24 protein-coding genes, 1 tRNA gene, 1 pseudogene and 1 other annotated feature are annotated in these 23,078 nt (G+C 40.7%); of the genes and pseudogenes, 3 read left to right on the plus strand and 23 right to left on the minus strand.

Annotation, left to right across the window (positions count from 1 at the left end):
• Positions 1–13: 13 nt before the first annotated feature.
• The 5 genes from C6Y07_RS05905 to ilvE all read right to left on the minus strand — a co-directional run bounded on the left by C6Y07_RS05905 (position 14) and on the right by ilvE (position 6,132).
• Entirely contained in the window at positions 14–1,567 is a 1,554-nt protein-coding gene (locus tag C6Y07_RS05905; RefSeq protein ID WP_034661703.1) for a 2-isopropylmalate synthase, read from the minus strand.
• Positions 1,554–2,582 carry a ketol-acid reductoisomerase gene (gene ilvC / locus C6Y07_RS05910; protein ID WP_034661704.1) on the minus strand — a complete coding sequence of 343 codons (1,029 nt, stop codon included), beginning with the start codon at positions 2,580–2,582 and terminating at the stop codon, positions 1,554–1,556. The genes C6Y07_RS05905 and ilvC overlap by 14 nt, the downstream gene beginning before the upstream one ends.
• A gap of 18 nt (positions 2,583–2,600) precedes the next feature.
• Positions 2,601–3,119 carry an acetolactate synthase small subunit gene (gene ilvN / locus C6Y07_RS05915; protein ID WP_034661705.1) on the minus strand — a complete coding sequence of 173 codons (519 nt, stop codon included), beginning with the start codon at positions 3,117–3,119 and terminating at the stop codon, positions 2,601–2,603.
• Entirely contained in the window at positions 3,116–4,840 is a 1,725-nt protein-coding gene (gene ilvB, locus C6Y07_RS05920; RefSeq protein ID WP_060596901.1) for an acetolactate synthase large subunit, read from the minus strand. Before ilvB ends, ilvN begins: the two co-directional genes overlap by 4 nt.
• A 122-nt stretch (positions 4,841–4,962) precedes the next feature.
• Positions 4,963–5,209, minus strand: a binding site (T-box leader).
• A gap of 8 nt (positions 5,210–5,217) precedes the next feature.
• Positions 5,218–6,132, minus strand: coding sequence for a branched-chain-amino-acid transaminase (ilvE, locus tag C6Y07_RS05925; RefSeq protein WP_003216381.1), 915 nt, complete (start codon positions 6,130–6,132; stop codon positions 5,218–5,220).
• Between the two features lie 432 nt (positions 6,133–6,564).
• Between ilvE and C6Y07_RS05930 the strand changes: the two genes are divergently transcribed.
• Positions 6,565–7,608 carry a lactonase family protein gene (locus C6Y07_RS05930; RefSeq protein ID WP_106156340.1) on the plus strand — a complete coding sequence of 348 codons (1,044 nt, stop codon included), beginning with the start codon at positions 6,565–6,567 and terminating at the stop codon, positions 7,606–7,608.
• A gap of 81 nt (positions 7,609–7,689) precedes the next feature.
• On the opposite strand, the gene C6Y07_RS05935 is transcribed toward C6Y07_RS05930, so the two are convergent.
• The 9 genes from C6Y07_RS05935 to C6Y07_RS19270 all read right to left on the minus strand — a co-directional run bounded on the left by C6Y07_RS05935 (position 7,690) and on the right by C6Y07_RS19270 (position 15,338).
• A complete protein-coding gene (locus tag C6Y07_RS05935) occupies positions 7,690–8,112 on the minus strand; it encodes a YkvA family protein (RefSeq protein ID WP_034661711.1) in 423 nt (140 codons plus the stop codon).
• A 95-nt stretch (positions 8,113–8,207) separates the two neighbouring features.
• Positions 8,208–9,374, minus strand: a complete 1,167-nt coding sequence (dltD, locus tag C6Y07_RS05940; protein ID WP_066030583.1) for a D-alanyl-lipoteichoic acid biosynthesis protein DltD — start codon at positions 9,372–9,374, stop codon at positions 8,208–8,210.
• The gene (gene dltC / locus C6Y07_RS05945) at positions 9,374–9,610 is read right to left on the minus strand and encodes a D-alanine--poly(phosphoribitol) ligase subunit 2 (RefSeq protein WP_024423191.1); all 237 of its coding nucleotides are present in this window, start codon (positions 9,608–9,610) and stop codon (positions 9,374–9,376) included. The genes dltD and dltC overlap by 1 nt, the downstream gene beginning before the upstream one ends.
• A gap of 21 nt (positions 9,611–9,631) precedes the next feature.
• A complete protein-coding gene (dltB, locus tag C6Y07_RS05950) occupies positions 9,632–10,816 on the minus strand; it encodes a D-alanyl-lipoteichoic acid biosynthesis protein DltB (protein ID WP_066030582.1) in 1,185 nt (394 codons plus the stop codon).
• On the minus strand, positions 10,813–12,318 hold the full coding sequence (gene dltA / locus C6Y07_RS05955; RefSeq protein WP_106156342.1) for a D-alanine--poly(phosphoribitol) ligase subunit DltA: 1,506 nt from the start codon (positions 12,316–12,318) through the stop codon (positions 10,813–10,815). The genes dltB and dltA overlap by 4 nt, the downstream gene beginning before the upstream one ends.
• Before the next feature lie 14 nt (positions 12,319–12,332).
• A complete protein-coding gene (locus tag C6Y07_RS05960) occupies positions 12,333–12,482 on the minus strand; it encodes a teichoic acid D-Ala incorporation-associated protein DltX (protein WP_024427820.1) in 150 nt (49 codons plus the stop codon).
• Between the two features lie 253 nt (positions 12,483–12,735).
• Positions 12,736–14,052 (minus strand): Kelch repeat-containing protein, encoded by a 1,317-nt coding sequence (locus C6Y07_RS05965; RefSeq protein WP_106156344.1) that lies wholly within the window; start codon positions 14,050–14,052, stop codon positions 12,736–12,738.
• 298 nt (positions 14,053–14,350) lie between these two features.
• Positions 14,351–14,938, minus strand: coding sequence for a DUF4241 domain-containing protein (locus C6Y07_RS05970; RefSeq protein ID WP_066030579.1), 588 nt, complete (start codon positions 14,936–14,938; stop codon positions 14,351–14,353).
• Between the two features lie 172 nt (positions 14,939–15,110).
• A complete protein-coding gene (locus C6Y07_RS19270) occupies positions 15,111–15,338 on the minus strand; it encodes a DUF4241 domain-containing protein (RefSeq protein ID WP_081311390.1) in 228 nt (75 codons plus the stop codon).
• Positions 15,339–15,435: 97 nt separating this feature from the next.
• Here C6Y07_RS19270 and C6Y07_RS05980 point away from each other — a divergent pair, with 97 nt between their 5' ends.
• Positions 15,436–15,624 (plus strand): hypothetical protein, encoded by a 189-nt coding sequence (locus C6Y07_RS05980; RefSeq protein WP_060596910.1) that lies wholly within the window; start codon positions 15,436–15,438, stop codon positions 15,622–15,624.
• A gap of 148 nt (positions 15,625–15,772) precedes the next feature.
• Here the strand turns inward: C6Y07_RS05980 and C6Y07_RS05985 are convergent.
• From C6Y07_RS05985 to C6Y07_RS06025, 9 genes and pseudogenes are all read right to left on the minus strand, one after another.
• Positions 15,773–15,846: transfer RNA gene (locus tag C6Y07_RS05985), tRNA-Arg, on the minus strand.
• Between the two features lie 121 nt (positions 15,847–15,967).
• A complete protein-coding gene (locus tag C6Y07_RS05990) occupies positions 15,968–16,492 on the minus strand; it encodes a YfcE family phosphodiesterase (protein WP_060596911.1) in 525 nt (174 codons plus the stop codon).
• A 14-nt stretch (positions 16,493–16,506) separates the two neighbouring features.
• Complete coding sequence (locus tag C6Y07_RS05995) at positions 16,507–17,109, minus strand: XTP/dITP diphosphatase (protein ID WP_181185471.1); 603 nt, start codon at positions 17,107–17,109, stop codon at positions 16,507–16,509.
• Between the two features lie 10 nt (positions 17,110–17,119).
• Positions 17,120–17,848, minus strand: a complete 729-nt coding sequence (rph, locus tag C6Y07_RS06000; RefSeq protein ID WP_060596912.1) for a ribonuclease PH — start codon at positions 17,846–17,848, stop codon at positions 17,120–17,122.
• A gap of 151 nt (positions 17,849–17,999) precedes the next feature.
• Positions 18,000–19,061: a GerMN domain-containing protein gene (locus C6Y07_RS06005; protein ID WP_034661739.1), complete on the minus strand. Its 1,062-nt coding sequence runs from the start codon at positions 19,059–19,061 to the stop codon at positions 18,000–18,002.
• A gap of 100 nt (positions 19,062–19,161) precedes the next feature.
• Positions 19,162–19,980 (minus strand): glutamate racemase, encoded by an 819-nt coding sequence (gene racE / locus C6Y07_RS06010; RefSeq protein ID WP_095285543.1) that lies wholly within the window; start codon positions 19,978–19,980, stop codon positions 19,162–19,164.
• 7 nt (positions 19,981–19,987) lie between these two features.
• Positions 19,988–20,428 carry a MarR family winged helix-turn-helix transcriptional regulator gene (locus C6Y07_RS06015; protein ID WP_003216546.1) on the minus strand — a complete coding sequence of 147 codons (441 nt, stop codon included), beginning with the start codon at positions 20,426–20,428 and terminating at the stop codon, positions 19,988–19,990.
• Between the two features lie 149 nt (positions 20,429–20,577).
• Positions 20,578–20,664 (minus strand): annotated as a pseudogene (locus C6Y07_RS06020) (hypothetical protein); the annotation flags it as partial.
• 31 nt (positions 20,665–20,695) lie between these two features.
• The gene (locus tag C6Y07_RS06025; RefSeq protein WP_106156346.1) at positions 20,696–22,219 is read right to left on the minus strand and encodes a recombinase family protein; all 1,524 of its coding nucleotides are present in this window, start codon (positions 22,217–22,219) and stop codon (positions 20,696–20,698) included.
• Positions 22,220–22,376: 157 nt separating this feature from the next.
• Between C6Y07_RS06025 and C6Y07_RS06030 the strand changes: the two genes are divergently transcribed.
• Positions 22,377–22,964: a hypothetical protein gene (locus C6Y07_RS06030; RefSeq protein WP_106156348.1), complete on the plus strand. Its 588-nt coding sequence runs from the start codon at positions 22,377–22,379 to the stop codon at positions 22,962–22,964.
• Positions 22,965–23,078: the final 114 nt, after the last annotated feature.

The following is a 23,078-nucleotide window of genomic DNA, read 5'->3' on the forward strand; positions in this document are numbered from 1 at the left end:
CCTACCTCCTTTCCTATGAAATCGCGTGATGTTTCTCAATTTCAATGAGATTTGATTTAAAGATTAAATGCCTGTTTACTGCATTGACGTAGGCTTTCGCCGATGCTTCCAGCACATCTTGCGCCACACCGCGTCCAGCTGTTTCTTTTCCTTCTATTGAAACAGTGACATATACTTCCGCTAGTGCATCTCTGCCTTTTCCATTCGATTGAATACGGTAGTCTAGCAAATGAATTCTTTCCTCCATACAGCGCTCCAGCGTGTTGTACACAGCTTCTACACTGCCTGCGCCTGTAGCTGCTTCTTGAATGACTTCCTGCGTTTCTTGATTTTTCAGAGAGACCGTTGCTGTTGGCATTTGTTCTGTTCCATAGTGCACTTGAAGACTTTCAAATTCGTAGCCAATTTTTCGGTCTGCTACTTTTTCTTCTAATATAATAGAGATCAAATCATCATCAGTGATTTCTTTTTTCTTCTCCGTCAAGTTCTTGAAGGTTTCGAAGAACTTATTGATTTCTTCTTCTGTTAGTTTAAAGCCTAGCGTTTTCATACGGTCTTTAAACGCATGTCTTCCGGAGTGTTTCCCAAGGACAAGTACATCTGTTGTCACACCGACAAGCTCTGGAGATATGATTTCATAGGTTGTTTTTTCTTTGAGGAAACCATCTTGGTGAATACCTGATTCATGTGCAAAAGCGTTGTTGCCAACGACTGCTTTATTGCGCGGTACAATCATTCCTGAGTATTTGCTCACTACATCACTTGTACGCTTAATTTCATTCAATTGAATCGTTGATTCGACCTGGTAGAAGTCTTTTCGAATATGAAGAGCGACTGCAATTTCTTCTAAAGCGGCATTCCCTGCACGTTCTCCAATTCCGTTAACAGCTGTTTCAATTTGATTTGCTCCATTTTCAATGGCTGCAAGTGAGTTTGCTACAGCCATTCCTAGATCATCATGACAGTGAGCAGACAAATTGACGCGGTCGATATTTGGAACGTGTTCCTTCATATATTTAAAGATATTGCCGTACTCTTTTGGCGCTAAGTATCCAACTGTATCTGGCAAGTTAATGACACTTGCCCCAGCGTCAATGACCTTCTCTACAATTTCTGCTAAGAAAGCTAGATCTGTACGACACGCATCTTCTGCGGACCACTGGACAACCGGAAAACGTTCTTTCGCGTATTTCACCATTGAGACAGCCTGTTCTACGACTTCTTCACGTGTTTTCTTTAGTTTATGCTTCAGATGAATATCAGAAGTAGCGATAAAGATATGAATTCTTGGTTCCACTCCATCTTTTAACGCTTCCCATGCAGCATCGATGTCACCTTTCACACATCGTGCAAGACCAGCAACTGAACAGTTTTTGATCGTTCTAGCAATTTCTTGTACGCCTAAGAAATCCCCTCGGGATGAAGCGGGAAAACCCGCTTCAATGATATTAACCCCAAGGCGCTCAAGCTGCTTTGCAATGATTAGCTTTTCTTGTGCATTTAAGTTCACTCCTGGTGATTGCTCTCCATCTCGAAGTGTTGTGTCAAAAAAATTAATTTTCCGCACCGACGCTCACCGCTTCCTTTTTCTTTCCTTGTTTGACGAAAGGCATCATTTCACGAAGCTTTCTTCCGACGATTTCAATTTGGTGCTCATTTTCATTTGCATTGATCGCATTGAAACGTGGACGATTCACTTGGTTTTCAACAATCCATTCTTTTGCAAATGTTCCGTTTTGGATATCAGTCAAGACGGCTTTCATAGATTCTTTTACGTTTGCATCCACAACGCGTGGTCCTGATACGAAGTCACCCCATTGTGCTGTATCAGAGATTGAATATCTCATGCCTTCTAATCCTTCTTCATACATTAGGTCAACAATTAATTTCAGTTCATGCAGACACTCGAAGTATGCAAGCTCTGGCTGATAACCAGCTTCTGTTAACGTTTCGAAACCTGCTTTCACTAGTGAAGTAAGACCTCCACAAAGGACCGCTTGCTCACCGAATAGATCCGTTTCCGTTTCTTCTTTAAATGTTGTTTCAAGGACGCCTGCTCTTGCTCCGCCGATTGCTTTTGCATAAGCAAGTGCTTTGTCTTTCGCTTGGCCAGATACATCTTGATAGATAGCAAATAGGGCAGGTACACCAGCGCCTTGTTCATATGTTCTTCTCACAAGATGTCCTGGACCTTTTGGAGCCACAAGATACACATCTACGTCACTTGGAGGAACAATTTGATGGAAGTGAACGTTGAATCCGTGTGCGAAAACAAGTGAGTTGCCTGCTTCTAATTGATCTTTGATTTCTTCGTCATATACTTTCTTTTGCTGCTCATCTGGCAGTAGTACCATGACGACATCTGCTTGTGCTGCCGCTTCTTTTACTGTGAATACTTGATGGCCGTCTTCTTGTGCTTTTGTATAAGATCCGCCTTTTCTCACGCCGACGATCACATCTACGCCGCTTTCTTTTAAGTTCAATGCATGTGCATGACCTTGTGATCCATACCCAATGATAGCAACCTTTTGACCATTTAATACGTTTTCTTGAATATCACCGTTATAATATACTTTTACCATTTGACTCTCTCCTTTTGTTTAGACAATTGAAATTGTTTTATTTGATTGCGGCTTTTGCTGATTATCTCTCGCAAAGGCCGTGGTGCCAGTTCTGGCGACTTCTTTAATGCCGTATGGCTTAAGTAATTCAATGAGTGCTTCAATTTTTGAAGACTCACCTGTCACCTGAATGACGACACTCTCTCTGCTTACATCTACAATAGAAGCTCTAAACGGTTCAATGACCCCTGTGATCTCCATTCTAGATGCCGGTGCAGAAACGACTTTTATCAAAGCCAGCTCTCGCTGAACGATTGATTGGTTTGTAATGTCTGTTACTTTGAGAACATCAATTTGCTTGTTCAGCTGTTTTGTCAGCTGTTCGATGTCTTTCTCTTGGTCTACATGGACGACGAACGTGATGCGTGATACATCTTGAATCTCAGAATGGCCGACCGTAATGCTTTCAATGTTGTAGTGTCTTTTGGTAAAAAGGCCAGTGATTCGGTTCAGTACGCCTGATCGATTTAATACAGTCAACACAATAATTCTTTTCAAGGTTTCACCCCCACCATCTCATGAAGTCCTTTCCCCGGTGCGACCATCGGGAATACTTTTTCATCTCTCGCTACATTGACATCGATGAAAACAGGCTCTCTAGAGGTTAACGCTTCTTCAAGCTTTTCTTTCGCCTCTTCGTCTGATGAGATTCTGATTCCTTTAATGCCATAAGCTTCAGATAATTTAACGAAGTCTGGCTGCTCTGAAAATTTAGAATATGAGTAGCGTTCTTCGTAGAAAATTTCTTGCCATTGTCTTACCATTCCAAGGCTGTGATTATTCAGAACAATCACTTTCACTGGAAGGTTCAGCTCACGGATAACGGCAAGTTCTTGCAAGGTCATTTGGAAACCTCCGTCTCCTAAAATCGCCACAACCGTTGCCTCTTGATCAGCCAGCTGAGCGCCGATGGCTGCCGGTAAACCGAAGCCCATCGTACCAAGGCCGCCAGATGTGACCCACTTATCTGCATTTTCAAATGGATAGAACTGAGCTGCCCACATTTGATGCTGTCCGACATCAGTTGCCACAATGGCTTCACCTTTTGTGAATTGATGAATGTATTCAATCAGCTTTTGAGGCTTAAAGCCCTCTGCTTCGTTTTCAACGTACCAGAGCGGATATTCTGCCTTCCACTGATCTAATTGGTTTTTCCATTTGTCTGATTCCCCTTGCTTCCCGTCTTGCTTGATCAGCTCTTCAAGGACTAGCTTACTGTCTCCAACAACCGGGATATGGGTATGAATGTTCTTACCAATTTCCGCCGGGTCGATATCAATGTGTGCTACCTTCGCATGTTTCGCAAAGTGATTGAGGTTGCCAGTTACCCTGTCATCAAATCTTGCACCGATTGAAATGAGCAGATCACATTGGTGAAGGGCCATATTCGCCGCATATGTGCCATGCATACCAGCCATCCCTAGAAATAGAGGATGCTTTGCTGGGAATCCGCCAAGTCCAAGCAGTGTATGAGCGACTGGGATTTGCTGCTGCTCTACATACTGCCTTAATTCTTCAGATGCTTTGCCATGAAGAACGCCAGCTCCTGCTAGAATGACTGGTTTCTTCGCTCTGCTTACAGCTTCTACTAATTTGCGAATTTGCAAATAGTTCGGCTCGACTTTTGGCTGATAACCAGGTAAATCAATTGGCTGATCATATTCAAACGTTCCTTCAATGCCTGCCACATCTTTTGGAATATCAATCAAGACTGGACCAGGTCTGCCTGTTGTTGCGATGTGGAACGCCTCTTTAATGACACCCGGTAATTCCTCTGGATTTCTTACTTGGTAGCTGTGCTTTGTGATTGGCATTGTGATGCCGAGCACATCTGCTTCCTGGAAAGCATCCGATCCAATAACTGAGGTTGCCACCTGTCCTGTGAAGACAACAAGAGGAAGTGAATCAATCATTGCATCTGCAATTCCTGTGACAAGGTTTGTCGCTCCAGGTCCTGATGTCGCAATGACAACACCCGGTTTGCCAGATACTCTTGCGTATCCTTCTGCTGCGTGAATCGCTCCCTGCTCATGCCTTGGCAGGACATGAAATAAACCAGAATCATAAATTTTATCGTAGATCGGTAAAACCGCTCCGCCTGGATATCCGAAAATGACTTCTACTTTTTCTCTTTTGAGTGCTTCAATTAACATGAGTGCACCGTTCATCGTTTGTGGTGCTTTAGATGTTTCCGTCTCCACTTGTACATTTGTCCCCATTTGATTTCCTCCTCTTTGTCTTGCTTCAGTCAAGTCTTTTCACCCTTTTCTATTCAAGATCGAGATTTTAGACCATATAAAAAAGCCTTCTCACCCCACAATGACACTACTTTTCACTAGGTCAAAGGGGCGAAAAAGCTTTGTTTTTCGCGGTACCACCCTTGTTCACGGCAAAATCTGCTGCCGTCTCATGGACATCTTTCATCCATTTTGGTAACGAGTGAGCAATGTCACTCGGTCTGCCCTACTATCATTTCAAGCAGACACTCAGAGGTGAGTTCACTTTAGAAAGTAACACCGGTTTCCAGCTACCACCGGCTCTCTGTAGATACTGACTCTAAAGCTACTAGTCCTCTTCAACGTTTATCGATATCTATTTAGCTTGCGTGAATGTTTTCATCTGTAAATACGACTTTTTCTCCTTCTTCAACCACTCGCTTGCGGAATTGTTCAAGAAGTTTGTTTGTGTGGACCCCAGGTTTCCCTTCACCGATTGTACGGCCGTCAACCTTTACAACAGCGATCACTTCGGCTGCGGTTCCTGTCAGAAAAACTTCTTCTGCTGTATACACATCGTGCCTTGTGAATGGTTCTTCTTTCACTTCGTAGCCTAAGTCTTCTGCAATCTCCATGATGGCATTTCTTGTGATGCCTTCAAGAGCGCCGATATAACCTGGCGGTGTATAAAGCTTACCTTTTTTATAAATAAACACATTGTCTGCAGAACCTTCTGCCACGTACCCTTGATCGTTCAGCATCAGCGCTTCACTCACACCGGCCATATGGGCTTCGATTCGGACAAGGATGTTATTCAAATAATTTAATGATTTCACTTTTGGGCTCAGTACATCGGGACGATTTCGTCTCGTCGGTACCGTTACAATATCAATACCCGTTTCATATAGGTGCTTTGGAAAGATGGCCAGCGGCTCTACAATGATCACTGTGTTGGCTCTCCCGCAGTTGTTTGGATCTAAACCAAGATCACCAGCTCCTCTTGAGACAACAAGACGAATATAGGCATCCTTTAGGCCGTTCCTTTCAACTGTATGAATCATTTTTTCCGTGAGTTCCTCAAGTGAATATGGAATGTTCAGCATAATGGATCTGGCGGAATCATACAGGCGGTCTAAATGTTCTTTCATTCGAAAGATATTTCCGTTATACACGCGTATCCCTTCGAACACACCGTCACCATATAAGAAGCCATGATCATAAACTGAAATTTTTGCATCCTCTTTTTTCACGAGTTCATCGTTTAAAAAGATCCACTGTTCCTTTTGGTCTTCCATTTTCAGTGAGCACCCTCTCTTTCAAGCAAAAAGTAGTTGAATTTTCAGACACTTTTTATTGAAGCCTCTCACGCTTGCTCTGCGTGTTTGTTTAGCTTTTGTTGAACCCATCTTACGCCGCTTTCCATACAGTGTCAACAGCATTTTTAAAATTATTAGACAATTTAGACTAATCAAAATTAAATGTATACGCTTACACCTTTGCTAGACAAGGAATGAAAAAACTTAAAATTTTTTGTATTTTTTCTTCAATTTATTTACTTTACCTGAACGCTTTTCTTTTGAGAAAACGTTTGTCATATTTTTTCACATCGTTTTTAATGAATACTGGTAGATTTCAACGCTTTTGATTTTCTATCGGCATGCCTTTCTAAAGCGTTTTCCTATGAATTTATGATAGAATGAGAGCATCTTATAGAAGGAGGGCAATACATGGCTAACATCAGAGGTTATATCGGAACATATACAAAGGGAGACAGTAAAGGCATTTATACTTTTACATTAAATACGGACAAGCAGCAGATCGAACAAGTAAAAGTAGCTGCTGAACTTGAAAATCCTACATATTTAACCGTCTCAGATTCTCAAAAATTTGTGTATTCTGTTGTGAAAGAAGGATCACAGGGCGGCGTGGCTGCGTATCAAATTGATGCAGAAACCGGCACACTTCGTTTCATCAACCAAGAGCTTGCCGATGGCGCTTCTCCTTGCCACGTCAGCGTGGACAATCAAACAAAAACAGCTTTTACAGCAAACTATCATAAAGGAACAGCAGAGATGTATGAAATCGATGCTGAAAATGGCTCAGTCATCCGCACGCTGTCACAGGCGCAGCATGAAGGAACTGGGCCAAACGAAGACCGTCAGGAAAAACCGCACACTCACTTTATGGGTCTGACACCAGATGAACAATTTGCAGTGGCTGTTGACCTTGGGACAGATGGCATTTATACGTATAAGAAAGAGGGCGACAAACTCGAGCTTGCTCATACATTTGAAACAAAACCAGGCACCGGTCCTCGCCATATCACATTCCATCCAACGAAACCTGTGGCATATGTGATGACAGAGCTAAGCTCAGAGGTGATTGTGCTTCGTTACTTTGAAGATGGTCATTTCGAAGAGATCCAAACGATCGCAACCATTCCAAGCGACTTTACAGAGAACAATCAAGGCAGTGCCATTCACGTCTCTTCAGACGGGCAATTTGTTTATGCAGGAAATCGCGGTCATGACAGCATTGCGATTTTTAAAGCAGACGCCGACGGCCAATTAAGTCTTGTCGAGATTGCTTCATCTGAAGGAAACTGGCCTAGAGACTTTGTGCTTGATCCAACTGAAGAATTCCTCGTCGGTTCAAACCAAGAATCTAGCAACCTAGTGTTATACAAACGCGACAAAGAAACAGGACGACTCACTGTCTTACAATCAGACATCACTGTTCCTCATCCAGTTTGCGTGAAATTTTTAGGATAATGAAAAAAGCCTCCGTTTTGGGGGCTTCAGCTTGTTGACAAAGGGCTAAAATGATTTTTATTTTAGCCCTTTGTCTTCTTTTCAGCGTGCAGACGGCATCCCGCCATCTTCAAGCTTTTGATCAATAAGAGACGTATCGGTTTTTTCACCGAACCATTTTGACAGCCTGTCCTTCGCTTTTCCTTTCACATCATCATCAATGTACATCGCTACTTGGAGCAGAGCAAATGTGATCGCTCCTAAATCATCTGTGTAGCCGACACCAATCAATGTATCAGGGATGAGGTCAATAGGAAGGATAAAGTATCCGAGTGCCCCAATAATAAGGGTTTTTGCTTTGACAGGCACTTCGGGTTTTTGCAATGTATAGTAAAGTAATAGCACAGCATAGACAAGAGAGACACCAGCCTTTTGTGCCGTCTTTTTTAACTTTTCCCAAAAGGCATGATCATTAAAATGCTTCTTCGAACGCTTTAATAGTTCTTTTTTCTCAGAACGGTTCATCATATCGCCTCCATCTACAGCATAGCCCTTTTCCCTTCGTTATACAAGATATCCGCCGATTCGACAAACAAAAAGCAGCAGAAAGCTGCTGCATTCTACTGCTCTTTGTAAAACTTTTCGATCGCCTTATCGATGTAGACCCATCCTTTATAAGACACATGAATTGTATCTTTAAAGAAGTAAGGATCGTATTCATGTTTAGTCAAATCTGCGACTTCATACCCATTATCTCGAATTTGACGATTGATTTTCTCATAATACTCTGTACGCCCCTCTTTCGGGAAACCGGTATAATCATACCATTTTCCATTGACAGGAATCGTCACAAACAAAGGCTTCGCCCCTGCCTGTTTTAAAATATCCAGCATGATTTGAAAATCTTTGTATTCTGGTGATTCCGCATAAGAGTGGTCTTCACGAGAATCTTTCATCTTTTTCATGATCGGTTTCAGCTTGCGGTCAAATAGTTTTTGATTAATATAAAACGGGTTGTTCCCTGCTTTTTCCGCACCTAAGACACTTGCTTCTTTTTCAAGCTCAGTCCATGTTTTTCCTTTGACAGAAGGAGACGGATGAAGCTTACGCTCTTTCCCCGATCCAATTGTATAGTACATGTCTTTCTTTTGAAGCATGCCATAATACATTTTTGCAATAGGAGAAATCGCGCCATAAGCGAATTTGTTCCCAGAAAGCTCTGCTTTAAAAAGTTCTGTGATGACCATGTCGTTCTTTACAGCTTTAAACGTCATGATTCTCTTGATCAGCTCTTTTTTCACAGCTGGATCAATTTCTTTATTATAAGCGAGATTAAGCGCTTGAAGCGCTGAATAGTTCGGTGCAAAGTGATTCTCGTCTGATCCCCATTTCACAAACCACTGCGGGGACACGATAAACACAAGCTTCTTCCCTTTTAATTCATCCATATGCGATGCGAAGTTCATCGCATGAATTAATGATTGTGACCCACCTTTCCCAATAAGATAAGGTGTAAACCCTTGAGGATTCTCATGAAAGAAATTCGAAGGGTGATATGGATCAAAACGTGATAGTTCAGAAGATCCATAGATCGGCAAATAAGTTGGATCTTTTAGCATTTCATCTTGTAAATAAAGCCCCTGAAACATCCCTGGATCTAATTCTGTGGCTGACTTTTGTAATTTGTCTTTTGGGATCAGATGTGAGAGCCATGCATTTGGTACAAGAAGAACACCAATGAATAGAACAGCCGCTAAAATAAGCGGCCCAAAAAAACGCTTTTTCATTACTTCATCTCTGCCAGCTGCTCAGCAATGTGATTCGGTGTATCCCACACATCACGATCGAACTCTGTAATCGGAACAGTGATTCCGAGCTGACTTTCAATTGCCATAAGCAGTTCTACTGTACCAAATGAATCTAGAAGACCTTCTTCAAAAATTGCAATCTCTGGATTTTCTTTCACAACGTCGTCCTGACAAACCTCTGCAATAATACCGTATACTTGATTTTTAAATTCCATAATTTTCTACTCCCTTAATGATTAATGATGAAATGGTTTTCCTGAAAAAATATAAAATCCGAAACAAATCACATGGAATGTAATAATGATCGACACAATCATTGTGACCTTATTATCCGGCCACCACTTGTGCTTTTTATTCCATTTCTCAAATAAATTGTAACCGGACATCACAACTGCGTGATATAGTCCGTAAATAATATATTGAAGTGCTAGACCATGCCAAGCACCCATCAATAGAAAGAGGACAAAGTACCCAATATTTGATACAGCCATACGGTTCTTGATCCACTTCTTTTTTGTCATAAAGAACACAAATCTCATAAACACGTAGTCTCTGAACCAGAAGGAGAGGGACATGTGCCAGCGATTCCAGAAGTCTTTAATGTTCCGGCTGATAAACGGTTTGTTAAAGTTTTCTGGTGATTTAATGCCCATAATATAACTCACACCAACAGCAAATGCTGTATATCCAGCAAAGTCAAAGAACAAATACATACTGTACGCATACATATACGTTAACTGTTGAACAAAGTGACTGCTGCTAATGTGATGAATATTCATGAGAATATACGTGTGAATCAGATAACCAATAATGAACTTATATAAGAAGCCGATAAAAATTTTATGAATACCGGCGTATAGAAGATCACTGTACGCTTCCTTTTCAGGCGGCGTATCCATATCCTTTTCAAACCGGCGGTAACGATCAATCGGACCTGATGAAATCGTCGGGAAAAAGACAATGAAATAGACCAAACGATGAATCGGAATTTTCTTCTTAATCAAGCCGTCTCTTGTCTCGATAATTAACTGGACACCTTTAAATGTTAGGTACGAGATTCCTAAAAAACTCAGCCAGTTCATTGGCGGCGGTTGATGCGGCTGATGAGTTAAAAAGAACGGTAAAACCTTTGAGAGTACAAGCGGCAAAATAGATGCCACCACTGCCATATAGAAGACAGACGCTTGATTCGCCTTCAGCCGGTACGAAAGGTACAAGCGGATGATCAAGATTTGCCACACTGTAAACAAGAAGAGCAGCAATGCGCCATGTGCATCCTTTGAGAAAATAAGCGCGAGCGCCACAACCGTTGCAAACATGTTGTAGCCCTGCATTCTTTTGCCGCGAAGACCAAGAATGATCGTCGGCAAAAGAAGAACACCAATTAGAATGAAGAAAAAGAATGAACTAAACGGAATCATAGAAGAACCTCTTTCGCGATTCTTTTACGATCAACCTTCCCGTTTGGCGTCATGTACAGCTGCTCAAGATAGACAAACTTTCTTGGAATCATGTACGCAGGCAGTGAATCCGCCATTTCTTTCTTAATTGCACTTGTCAGCTGATATTCTTTTTCAAATGAATGCGCTGCTGGAACAATGGCTGCAATTAAGTACTCCACATGACCGTTTGGCTGGAACGGCACAATCACACAAGCATTGACATACGTTGTCTCGCTCACATGATATTCAATTTCTTCAAGCTCCATCCGGTATCCATGCAGCTTAATTTGATAGTCCAGACGGCCGTGGCACGTAATCAAACCATCCTGTGCCACACCCGCGTCACCTGTACGGTAAGCAGGGCGTCCTTCGTATTTAAAGAACACTTTATCTGTTAAGGCTTGTTCACCTAAGTAGCCTCTTGTGATGCTTGGCCCCACGATGACAATTTCTCCTTTTTCACCATCAGGAAGGGTCTTGCCTTCTTCATCTAAAATGACGATATCTGTATCTGGCTTCGCATAGCCGACTGGTAAAGAATCGTGCTGATCGAGAATCGCCTGCGTGACTTCAATCGATGTGATCGCAACAGTTGCTTCAGTCGGACCATACGTATTAAAGACCTGCGCCTTTGGAAAACGCTCAAGGAGCGCACTTGCTACAGATACAGGAAGTGCCTCTCCGCAGAACAAGAAGACTTTCAGCTCTGGTAAAAGCTCCCCTGTAAAGGAAGGATCCATTAAGCACATTTGCACAAAGGAAGGTGTTGATGTCCACACTTCAACGTCAGATTGACCAAGTGCTGCAAACATATCCTTCGGCTTATTCACTAGATCTTTCACTAAACAGTACAGAGTACCGCCTGATTGAAGCGCTGGATACAAATCCATCACTGATAAGTCAAAAGAAAATGGTGCTTGATTTAAGAAGGTGCGCCCCCCGCCAATTGGGAAGTCTCGGCACATCCACTCTGTAAAGCTTTCTAAATTATTGGCTGTTACCTGAACGCCTTTCGGTTTTCCGGTACTGCCAGACGTATAAATGATGTAAAAAACATCATCCTGTTGAACCCACTGCGAGGATGGCGGTGCTTCTTTTTCAAGAGCTAAAAGAGATGCCGCACTTTTCACTTCAATGTGTTCTTCTACATCTAGTACATTCTGCTCATTTGCACAAATCAACAGACTGGCTTTTGAGCTTTCAATAATTGAGACGATACGCTCGGCAGGGATTGAGATGTCGACCGGAATATAAGGTCTGCCTGATTTCACACTACCTAAGAAAGAAATCAGCATCTCTGGCTCCATATGACCGTATACAATGACAGGTGCACTGCCAGTTGCGACTGCATCGATCGCACCAGCCATTTGGTCTGATAGATGCCAAAGCTCATCATATGTGATCGAAGCATGTTGAGAAACAAATGCTGGCTGTGTTGGTTTCGTTTGTTGGTATTCATGAATCGTGTGTAATAGTTTCATAGTTTAATCTCCAATTAAAAATCGTTGTAAATGAATGATCCCGTATTTGCTGTATGGAATCCGTAAATAAAGAACAATAATAGCAAAATAAGTAAGTAAAAACTCGTATATCCTATCCATTTTACAGACTTATTTTCTGATAGCTTTTTGAATAGCATATTGATAACCTCTTTTCTTTTGACACTTATAGAGACGCATGAATCATTAAAAGAGTTTCATACCAAAACATAAAAATTTTAAGAAATGATGAAAAAAGATGTCGAATCGATAAGCGTGTCTTTAGGCAAAGCTGTCTTATTGTAACAAAGATTTAATGTATTTGAAATGAAATTCGAGCTTAAATTTGCCTTAAAATTGCTGAAAGCTGTCGAATAAACGCAAAAGCCACCTAGTTTGCCTAGATGGCTTTGATTTCAATTACTTCTTATATTTATTGACTTCGAACATGAGAATGTTTTTGAACACCACATAATCCTTTTTACTTTCAAAGGGACCTTTATTGTTGTCATGCTCATCAATTTCATAAAAACCTGGCCCTTCACCTGTATCACGTTTTTTGTACCAGGATAGGAAGGAGTTGACTTCTTTCATTGAAAGGTCATACTCTTTCTGTAAGCCATTGACCATTGTGATGATGAGAAGGGCATCGCCGTCTTCATCTGTTAAACCGTCTTTTGGTGGTGTGGTTGGTTCTGGGTCTTTGTCGCCTGGACTAGTTGAATCGTCTTTTGGTGGTGTTGCTGGATCCGGGTCTTTGTCTCCTGGAGGAACTGTAGTGTCACTGTTTTTAAGACTTTTTAATGAAATAGATAAATTAGATTTGAAATCGTTCCTAGCGTAGTTAGGGGCATCATTACTCTGTGGAATACCTCCAATTACATAAAGTGTATCATCAATAATGGCTGATACATGCCCCATACGATAAGGAGCTGAAGAATTAGGGACAGTTCTTGATGTCTTAGTTTGCTTATCATAGAGTGTAACTTTAGAAACTCCACCTGTTCTTATAATATAATCTTCAAAATTTAATGCACCATAATAACGCCCAATTCCCCCAAGTCCTACACTTGTCCACTGATCTATTGATGGATCATATTCAAACGTTGCTTGTCCAGATAAAACATAGAGTTTATTTTTTATAACTACAGCATTTCCAGCAGGAGCGTCTTTTTCAAATTTTTTCTTCTTTGTCCATTCTTTTGTTTTTATATCGTAACTATACGTGTTACTGCTGTAATTCTCGTGCTTTAACGGTTTATTATAACCCAAAACATAGATTTTATTATCTATAGCACCTGCGTATAAATCGAAAGCAGATATTTTCAATTCAAATGGGAGGTCTTCTGCCTCTTCCCATTTATCCATTTTGATGTTATAAACTTCTACGCTATTTGAAAACCCTTGATCTGTTCTTCCACCCATTACATATATATGATCCCCTACAATAACACTAGCAGCACCCATACGGCCTGTTTTCATACTAGCTTTTTCTGACCATTTATCTAACTTCGGATCATATACATAAGTAGTATTAGAATTGGCCTTACCTGAACCTATTCCACCTATTACATAGATTTTCCCATCATATACTTCGCTTACAGCTCCTACTCTTGCAGCTGGCAATTCTGCTCGTTTTTCCCATTCAAGAATATCTGCCTTTTCTGCTTTTATTGATTGTAATGGATAAATTAATGAAAAAATCAACATAAATAAAATAAAAATACATTTTTTCAAGATAACCACACTCCTTCAATTTGTTTACATAACAAATATCGGATAGTTATTTATTTTTTCCATGTTTTTGTTACATATATATTTTTTTATTACTTATTTACTTACCGTCTCCCCAACGCGCCTATAAATTTCTAAAATTAGACTTCCGCATTAGAATTATTCCATATTTATATTCATTAATTGCAGGCATTACTCATATTTTTCTATTTCTCCATCATAAAAACCCATGATTCATAAGTTTCTTCTCAGTCCATTATTAGAAAATCCGTCACAAGGCAAGTGGGTTCTCCGTTTTCATCTAGCCCCAAAAGCTTGGATACATCCTGTCGCCGAAGCCTGTTGTAAACATGGCAATATCCACCTTGTCATGAAAACTTGTGACAAGCCAGTCCCATGTATGCTTGTAGTTTTGCTCAAATGCTTCTGCAAATTCTTCATAAAGATAGAAATCATTGTCCTCTTTATATCGTTTATCCTCATAAGCTTGTAAATATATTGCTGCTTCCGCATCCATGAAACAACCAATTCCCGTATTCACACCGTAGCCGAAGAACTCATCTTCTTTCAGATGTTTGAGTTCCTGCCCTGCTCGTGTGGCAATCTCCCATTCTATTGCTTGCTCGTTTGTAAACTTGACCATTGCATAGGCGACGCGTTCGTCACCGCTTTCTAATCGCTTAACTACAAGTAGAATAGGATATTTCCCTAGAGCAACCTTTCTCGTAAAAGATTGGTCCCCCTCTGAAACATTAGGATCACAGGCAACGATATGACCGCTCGTGATCTCGATATTTCCTAACTGTTTAGCAAATAATTGATTACCTTCTGAGCTGCTTTTGTTCTCACCATTTTCAAAAAGTAAGTTTGTTGGATCGATGTTGTACAAGGGATCATTCCTTTCATTGTTTTTATGGGGCGTTTGGGATTATGTAATTTTCTCTGTTTTGTCTTTTATTCCTGTTTTATTTTCTCCCCACTAATCCCTCAATAAAAAATCTGTAACAAGACAAGCTTCATCTCTATTCTCATCTCAGCTTCTTGTATCCTCAATCGTTTCTCTAATACCTCTTCAAGTTCATCATATATGTCATCTTCAACGTTTTGACTTTGTTTGGAAAGTATATATATTTCAAAGCATGATCATCCATAAAACATCCATTTTCAGTATCAACTCCGTAACCAGAGAATTGTTCCCCCTGTAAATCACTTTCTATCTGTCCATTTGATAATGCAGGCTCCCACTTAACACTACTTTTGCTGCTAAACTTTATGATTGCATATGCAATACGTTCATCTTCATTCTAAAAACGAATAATATTTAAAAGCACTAAATACTTTCCTGGTTTAACAGTTTTATCAATAGATCAATCAGGAGGTCATTCAGTGACACAGCAAAGCAAGCCATCCAAAATGTTATTAATTACTTTACCCGGCGCTATTATTGCCCTTGTGATGATCTTAGGGAAAATTGATACACCTGTAACAAATGTTTTATTTTATATTGTGGCTTTCGGTGTAATGGGTTTAGCTGTTTCAAGCTTAGTAAAAGACTACAGAAAAAAGAAAAGTTAAACTCTTCATTTAGGAAGCTGTGGTTTTATACAGCTCCCTTTCTTTTTGTGTACACTTTTAAAATTCTAATTTAAAGCTAAACTTAAATTTTAGAACAAAAAAGCCTGAAATCCTTGATAATAAAGGGTTTCAGGCTTTTAATTTAGTACGTCCCAGGAGAGATTCGAACTCCCGACCGACGCCTTAGAAGGGCGTTGCTCTATCCAGCTGAGCTACTGGGACATGTTGTTATGTAGTGTTCTGTTGGTGAGTACCTCACCGACAAGATTTATTATATTACTATTGTTCTTTAAAGTCAACGGTTTTTCGAAAGTTTTTTTCATAAGGGGCAAATGCTGCACCCTTATGAAATACCTTCCAATGTGACAGTGTTTTCGAGGTCTTGTATGACCAGACCTTCGTCTGTGAAAAACTGTACGTTTGCTTCGCTTCCATCTAGTGTCAGTATCGCATAGCTGCGCTCTTTACGCATTCTTGGCAGGTGCACGCTGCCCGGGTTAATAAGCAGTTTTCCTCTTAGCAGCTCACTGCCTGGGATGTGCGAGTGGCCAAAGCAGATAATGTCTGCGCCTAGCTCTTCTGCACGGTAGTAGACTTGAAGCAAGGATTGTTTGATGCCATGCAGATGTCCGTGAGTGAGAAATAGTTTTCCGCCTCCATCAAGTGGGAGCAGGAGCTCTTCTTCAAAATCGCCCATAAAGTCACAATTTCCTTTGACGACTTTGTATCCTTCGAGTGCTGGGTGGTTCGTTTCGAGTTCTGAATCTCCGCAGTGAATCATCATATCGACTTCATCCGCGTGCCGTTTGGCAATGGTTTGAAGTTCGTCTGTGAGTCCATGACTGTCACTCATGATGAGTATCTTCATGGCTTCATTCCCCCTTATTCATTTGCGTCTAGCAGTGATGAAAGCTTTTGAAGCGCGACCGCTCGATGGCTGATCTTGTTTTTCTCCTCTGGTGATAATTCGGCCATCGTCTGGTCTTTGTCTTTGACGATGAAAATGGGGTCATATCCGAAGCCGTTTTCGCCGATTGGTTCCTCTGCGATGAAGCCTTCTACTGATCCTTCTACCGTCTTTGTTTCTTTGCCCGGTATGCTGACAGCCAGGGCACATCTGAATCTGGCTGTGCGGTCTTCTTTTTCAATGCCTTGAAGTTCGCTCAGCACTTTTTCCACATTCTCAGCATCGTTTTTATGCTCACCAGCGTATCTCGCTGAATATACGCCAGGTTTTCCGCCAAGATAGTCAATCGACAAACCGGAATCGTCTGCAATGACCATTTCACCTGCTTTGGCTTGAATCGCCTCGGCTTTGATGATGGCATTTTCTTCGAAGGTTTGTCCTGTTTCTTCAATCTCTTCAGTAAAGCCGATGTCTGCTAGTGTTTTGACCGTGAATCCTTTTGGCTCAAGAATGGCTTTGAATTCTTTCGCTTTGCCCGCATTGTGCGTTGCAATGATGGCTGTTTTCATCCTGATCAAACCCTTCTTTTTATTCGATGACTTCTCCTGTAACCGCTTTTTGCTTTTCGATTAATTCTTTGATGCCCTTTTCGGCTAAATCAAGCAGTCCGTTTAGCTGTTCTCTTGAGAATGTCGCTTCTTCGCCTGTCCCTTGAAGTTCAACAAAGCGTCCAGCACCTGTCATGATGACATTCATATCTACTTCAGCTGAAGAATCTTCTTCATAATTTAAATCTAACAGAAGACCTTGCTGAGAATCAATTCCGACGGATATCGCCGCTAAATAATCAGTGATCGGGTTTTCTTTGATAACTCCTTCTGCTCGAAGCTTCTGAATCGCAAGTGTCATGGCGACAAAAGCACCTGTAATGGATGCTGTGCGTGTTCCGCCGTCTGCTTGAATGACATCACAGTCAATCCAAATCGTGCGTTCGCCAAGCTTTTCTAAGTCAACGACTGCGCGGAGTGCTCGTCCAATTAAGCGCTGAATCTCCATTGTACGTCCTGTAACTTTTCCTTTAGAAGATTCTCTCATCGTTCTTTGTGCGGTTGCTCTTGGAAGCATGCTATATTCTGCTGTAATCCAGCCTTTTCCTTCTCCTCTTAAAAAAGGAGGTACACGGTCTTCGATGGATGCGTTACAAATCACCTTCGTATTTCCCGATGAGATTAAGACAGAGCCTTCTGGATGCTTAATGTAGCCTGCCTCTATTTCAACTTTTCTTAATTCGTCATATTGTCTTTCATCTAATCTCATGATTTACCTCCATTACGATATACATTCCGCGCGGGTGCCAGCGGGGTTCTCCTACTAACTTTGACAACCTAGGCTCGTTCTAATCGCTTGGAATAAAAAAGAGGCAGCGAATATGCATGCCTCTTTTTCTCCATTATATCAATGTGTGCCGTTAAAAACTACCTGTATTCACTTGTTCTGGTCTTGAAACCGGCTTTGTCAGCTCTGCTCCTTTTTCGTTCACAAGCTCAGCCTTGCCGTTTACCTTAACCGATACGCTTTTGACGTCCGGCAGCTCTGTTAATGTGAGCACAATGCTATCAAGAACTTTTTGTGAAATGACCTTTTTCTTTTCATCTGCACTGCCAAAAATGGATTCGTTGAAATCAAGTGTCACATGTCCGTCTTTTACTTTCGGGACATCATTCAGCTTTACATCTTGATCAAAGTCTGTGAGCAAATGGCTTTTTTTGCTTGGTCCAGAGACGAGCTCATCAATGGCTGCTGTAATCGGATCATCCTCGTCTTTTGGCGCTCTTTTGGTCACAGGAACATAGTACGTCTGTTCATCAGATTCAGCTAAGTAGTAAACCGTCACTGGCTTTGTCGATGTCATATCAGCGGCAGCCTCGTGCTGAATATTTATACCGTCTTCTCTGCTTAAATCATCGGAGATCGGTGTACCGTTCACAGGCATTTCTTTTAGTTCATGTCCATTCATTTTCAATTTGACTTTGGCGACAGAATCAAACTGCGTTAACGTCCAAGTGACAGATTGCAGGATGCGCTGTTCGTCTTCTTTTTTATAGTTTTTAAATTCATTTGAAAAATCCACTACGGCCGTTCCGTCTTTAATGTCGACAGATACGCTCGTGTCGGCCGGCAAAACAGCTCGGAACCCATTTGGCATGAGGTTAGAAATCGGTCCTCCGTCCACGAGATATTCAAGGGTTTGTTTGGCACTTCCTTCGTTTTTCGGCAGCGGAATGGATTGAGAGACGACATACCCGTTTTTATCAATTAAATATAATTCTCTCATGACTGTATCTGCCTTCTTCTCCTCTTTTCCTTCTTTGGCTGTTTGTTTATCTTCTTTATTTTCTTTCACATATGTGACGTTTTGTGGCGGGTCAATCTCTGTTTTCGCTTGGTCTGTTTGAAACAATCCGCATCCTGACAAAAGCATGGCTGACGCGATACACGTCACAGCTGCTGTAGATCCTTTTTTCAGCATACTTCACCCTCCTCTAGTAGTTTGTACTACTATGTATACGAGCTCCTCATGTGGATTAGACCCTTTTCATAAAAAATAACCCACCTCAAGAAGAAGCGGGTTATTGCTGATAGACGTGTTCAAGTGATACGGTTTCGACCTTCCCTGGGAGGTAGCCAAACCAGTCACGAGCGATGTTTTGAAAATTTTGCTGCTGCCCTGTTGTATAAAATGTATGAACAGGTGCTTCTTGAGAAGTGTTTAACAGCCCTTTATACGAAAGAATCGTACTGGCTTCTCTAGCTGTCTCATCCCCTGATGAAATAATGCTCACATCACTGCCCATAAAGCGCTGAATCGGCTCTTTTAAAATCGGATAGTGCGTGCAGCCAAGAATGAGCGTATCAATTCCTGTTTCTTTCATTGGTTCAAGGGAATCTTTCACGACTTCATCTGCTGTCTGATCTAAAAATGTACCGCTTTCCACAAATGGGACAAGCAGCGGACATGCCAGACTTTGAACCGCTAGTCCTGCTTTTAGGGATAGCAGTGCTTCTTTGTATGCCTCGCTTTTGATCGTATTGGCTGTACCAATGACACCAATCTGCTGATTGTTTGTCACCTTGATGGCTGTACGGGCGCCGGGCTGAATCACGCCAATGACCGGAATATCAAGCGTTGCTTTGATTTCATCTAGTGCGATCGCCGTCGCTGTGTTGCATGCGATGACGAGCATTTTAATATGGTGATGTCTTAATAAGTAGTGTGCCATTTCCCAAGTATATTGAAGAACCTCTTCTTCTTTCCGAGGGCCATACGGGCACCGTTTTGTATCGCCTACGTAAATGATTTTTTCTTTTGGCAGTTGTCTCATGATTTCCTTTGCAACGGTTAAACCGCCGACGCCGGAATCAATGACGCCGATTGGTTGATCCAACAAAATCGCCTCATTTTCTTTTCATTTGCTGCTGTAGTTTCGTTAAGGATTGATTGAAAACGATGGCTTCTTCTTCTGAGAAAGCCCCTAGAAGTTCACTGACGTATTCTTGGCGTTTAACAATCACTTCTTGAATGATCCGCTCGCCTTCAGGTAATAAATGAATGCGAACCACGCGGCGGTCAGAAGGATCTTTTACTCGTTCAACAAGTTCACTTTTCTCCATTCGATCAATTAAGTCGGTGGTTGTACTGCAAGCCAAATACATCTTTTGTGATAGCTCACCTATTGTCATATCTCCGAATTCATAAAGCCACTGAAGCCCTACAAATTGAGGAGGTGTAATCGTATATTGATTCAGGATTTCTCTGCCTTTTTGCTTAATAATTGCAGCAATATGGCGCAATGATTTCTCAATCTCTGCTACATGGTCGAACTCATTCGTTTCCATTTCATTGATACCTCACTATAGCATCTCACTTTGATTAAAACGTACACTCCTATTTTCCTCGTTTTTCAGAGAAAATGCAAGAAGAGACTCATGGAAACCATATAGAAATAACCGGTTCCTCCCTAGTGTGGAAGGAAAACCGGCTGACTTTAGAGCTCTAGCTCACCCATACGCAGAAGCTCGACGACGGCCTGTGAACGACCTTTGACTCCTAGCTTTTGCATGGCATTTGCTAAGCGTACCTTTTGCAAAACGTTATCCGTGCTGTCATTTGAATCTATAATAGATGTTTATTTTCCCATTTGGATCAATAACGATACGATCAATCAGCTTTTCAAACACATGCTTTAAGTCTTTTTCTCTATCCTCAAGTTCTTGAATGACTGCTTTCATTTCAATGATTGAATTCTTCTCATTTTGTACATGTTGTAGTGAAAATAAACTCTGTTCAAGATTTGTTATTTTGGCCTGAATGTCGTTCCGTTTACTTTGAAATTCGGCTTTTGTAATCATTTGATCTTCTAAGTACAGTTCTAACAATCTTTTGTTTTGTGTCTCTAAAGATTTCAATTCTGCCTTAATGGCTTTAATTTGCTTTTCCTTTTGTTCAAGTGCATTTTTCTTGAAGTCGTGTGAAATACCCTCTGAAAATGTAATGAGATTTTCAACCACAAAATCTCGAAGTTCTTCATATTTGATCGGAACATGATTCACACATCCATCTTTCCCTGATCTTCTGAAATTACTACATTTTAGGTATTTCCAATAAGTTCGCTCTCCATTTTTCTTGTCTCGATGAGTTTGGATGATCACCATTTTAGATCCACATTTCCCACAAATAATTAACTTTCTCAACTCATTCCAAGGTGTGAATTTTCTCTTTTTATTGACTGTTCGTTTATTGTTAGCTTTTTCCCAATCTTCTCTAGAAACAATTGGCGGGCAGAAACCTTCATAAACAGTCCATTTTTCAGGCGGATTTCTAATGAATTTCTTTCGTCCATCTACCTTTATCGTCGTATGTCTATTAGCAATGTGAACTCCACAATAGATAGGGTTTTTTAAAATTGTCTGTACCGTTGTGAGCTGCCAGTTACTTCTTTTCCTGGGCGGAGGTATTTCACCAGCTTTACACTTCTCCTGCAAAGCGTATGTAACTCTTTTTTGGCCTAATCCCTCGTTGTTATATAAATGGAAGATCAACCTTATGACTTCTGCTTCATTTTCATTAATAACGAGGTATTTCCCCTCTTTCATATAACCATACGGTATTCTTCCAGAGTGCTCTCCTCGTCTGGCCTTTGCTGCAAGTACTCCGCTTATGTTTACGGACATAGATTTAGGTAACTGCTCTGCGAAAAGGGCCGACATTTCAAATTTCATCGAAGCTTTGCTTTCGTACAGGCTATCATAATCTTCTTCAAGCGTCACGACACGAACACCGTTAGATACTAAAATCTCTCTAATATAGAGGGCATCTTTCAAATCCCTGGCAAGACGTGTAATGGATTTGAAAATAACCATTTTTATTTCTTTCTTTTCAGCCAATGAAAAAATGTATTTCATTGCTGCCCTATCTTCAAGGACGGTTCCGCTGATACCATCATCTAACAAAACAGAACGGTCATCCCATTCATAGTTGTGTTGCTCGATCCAATATCGACAAACGTCAATTTGGTTTTCCTTAGAACTTATTTGCTCGTCGCGGTCTGTCGAAACCCTTGTATAGACCTTATAAGGGTAATCGTCATATTTGATGATTTCTTCAACTGGTTCTTTGCGGAAATGCATATAACACACCCCAATTGTGAATTGTTCTTAATAAATTATAACATCCCGACCATCAATTCCGTAATATTCTTAATTTGGAAAAAACATTATTTTTCCTCTTTCTAATTCAATAATATGGTAGACTTATTTGGAAAATATTTGTTTTGGAGGGTTTGAATTGAAACGCATTTTGCTTTTTTACATACTTATAATAAGTATTACTACATTAAGCGCATGTAGCAGTAGCACTACAACTTCAAAAGAAAAAGATTCTGAGGTCATTGAGATTGAAGAAAATAGTGAAACTGATGACGTTGATAATACAAAGAAAAACTTTAATTTCACAATTGATGAATTCGTGAGCGCATATAACGAAGTAGCTTTATCTTTTGAAAATGAAAAAATTAACTTTGATGAAATCGGAGATTATAAACTCTCTGATGTAGCAGGAGGTCAAGTTTACACAAAAGATTTATTAATGCAACTTGATGACTTTGGCGGCACTTTTAACCTGCAAGCATGGCATGATTTAGATAAAAACTTTTTTCGCCTGAACATATTTACAACCGGATCAGGAAATATATCATCTGAACAAGGAATGAGAAATACATTAGCTGTGCTTCATATACTAGGTATAGACTTTGAACACTTAAATGATTTTTCAAATAACGATAAAGAGTCTCTTAGTATAATTGACGGTGATTACTCTGTTCAATTAACTAAAATTCCTGGCTTCTCATTAATATTAAATATTGAACCTAAATAAATTCTTAGGTGTGGGATGTTTTTAAATTATTATATCCCCTGCAAATCCCCTTGAAGGGGATTTTATTTACCTTTATAATCGAACGTATATTCTATTTTGATGGGAGGGTATGCC

It is taken from the genome of Bacillus sp. LNXM12-1, assembly GCF_003004375.1.
GTDB lineage: Bacteria > Bacillota > Bacilli > Bacillales > Bacillaceae > Bacillus.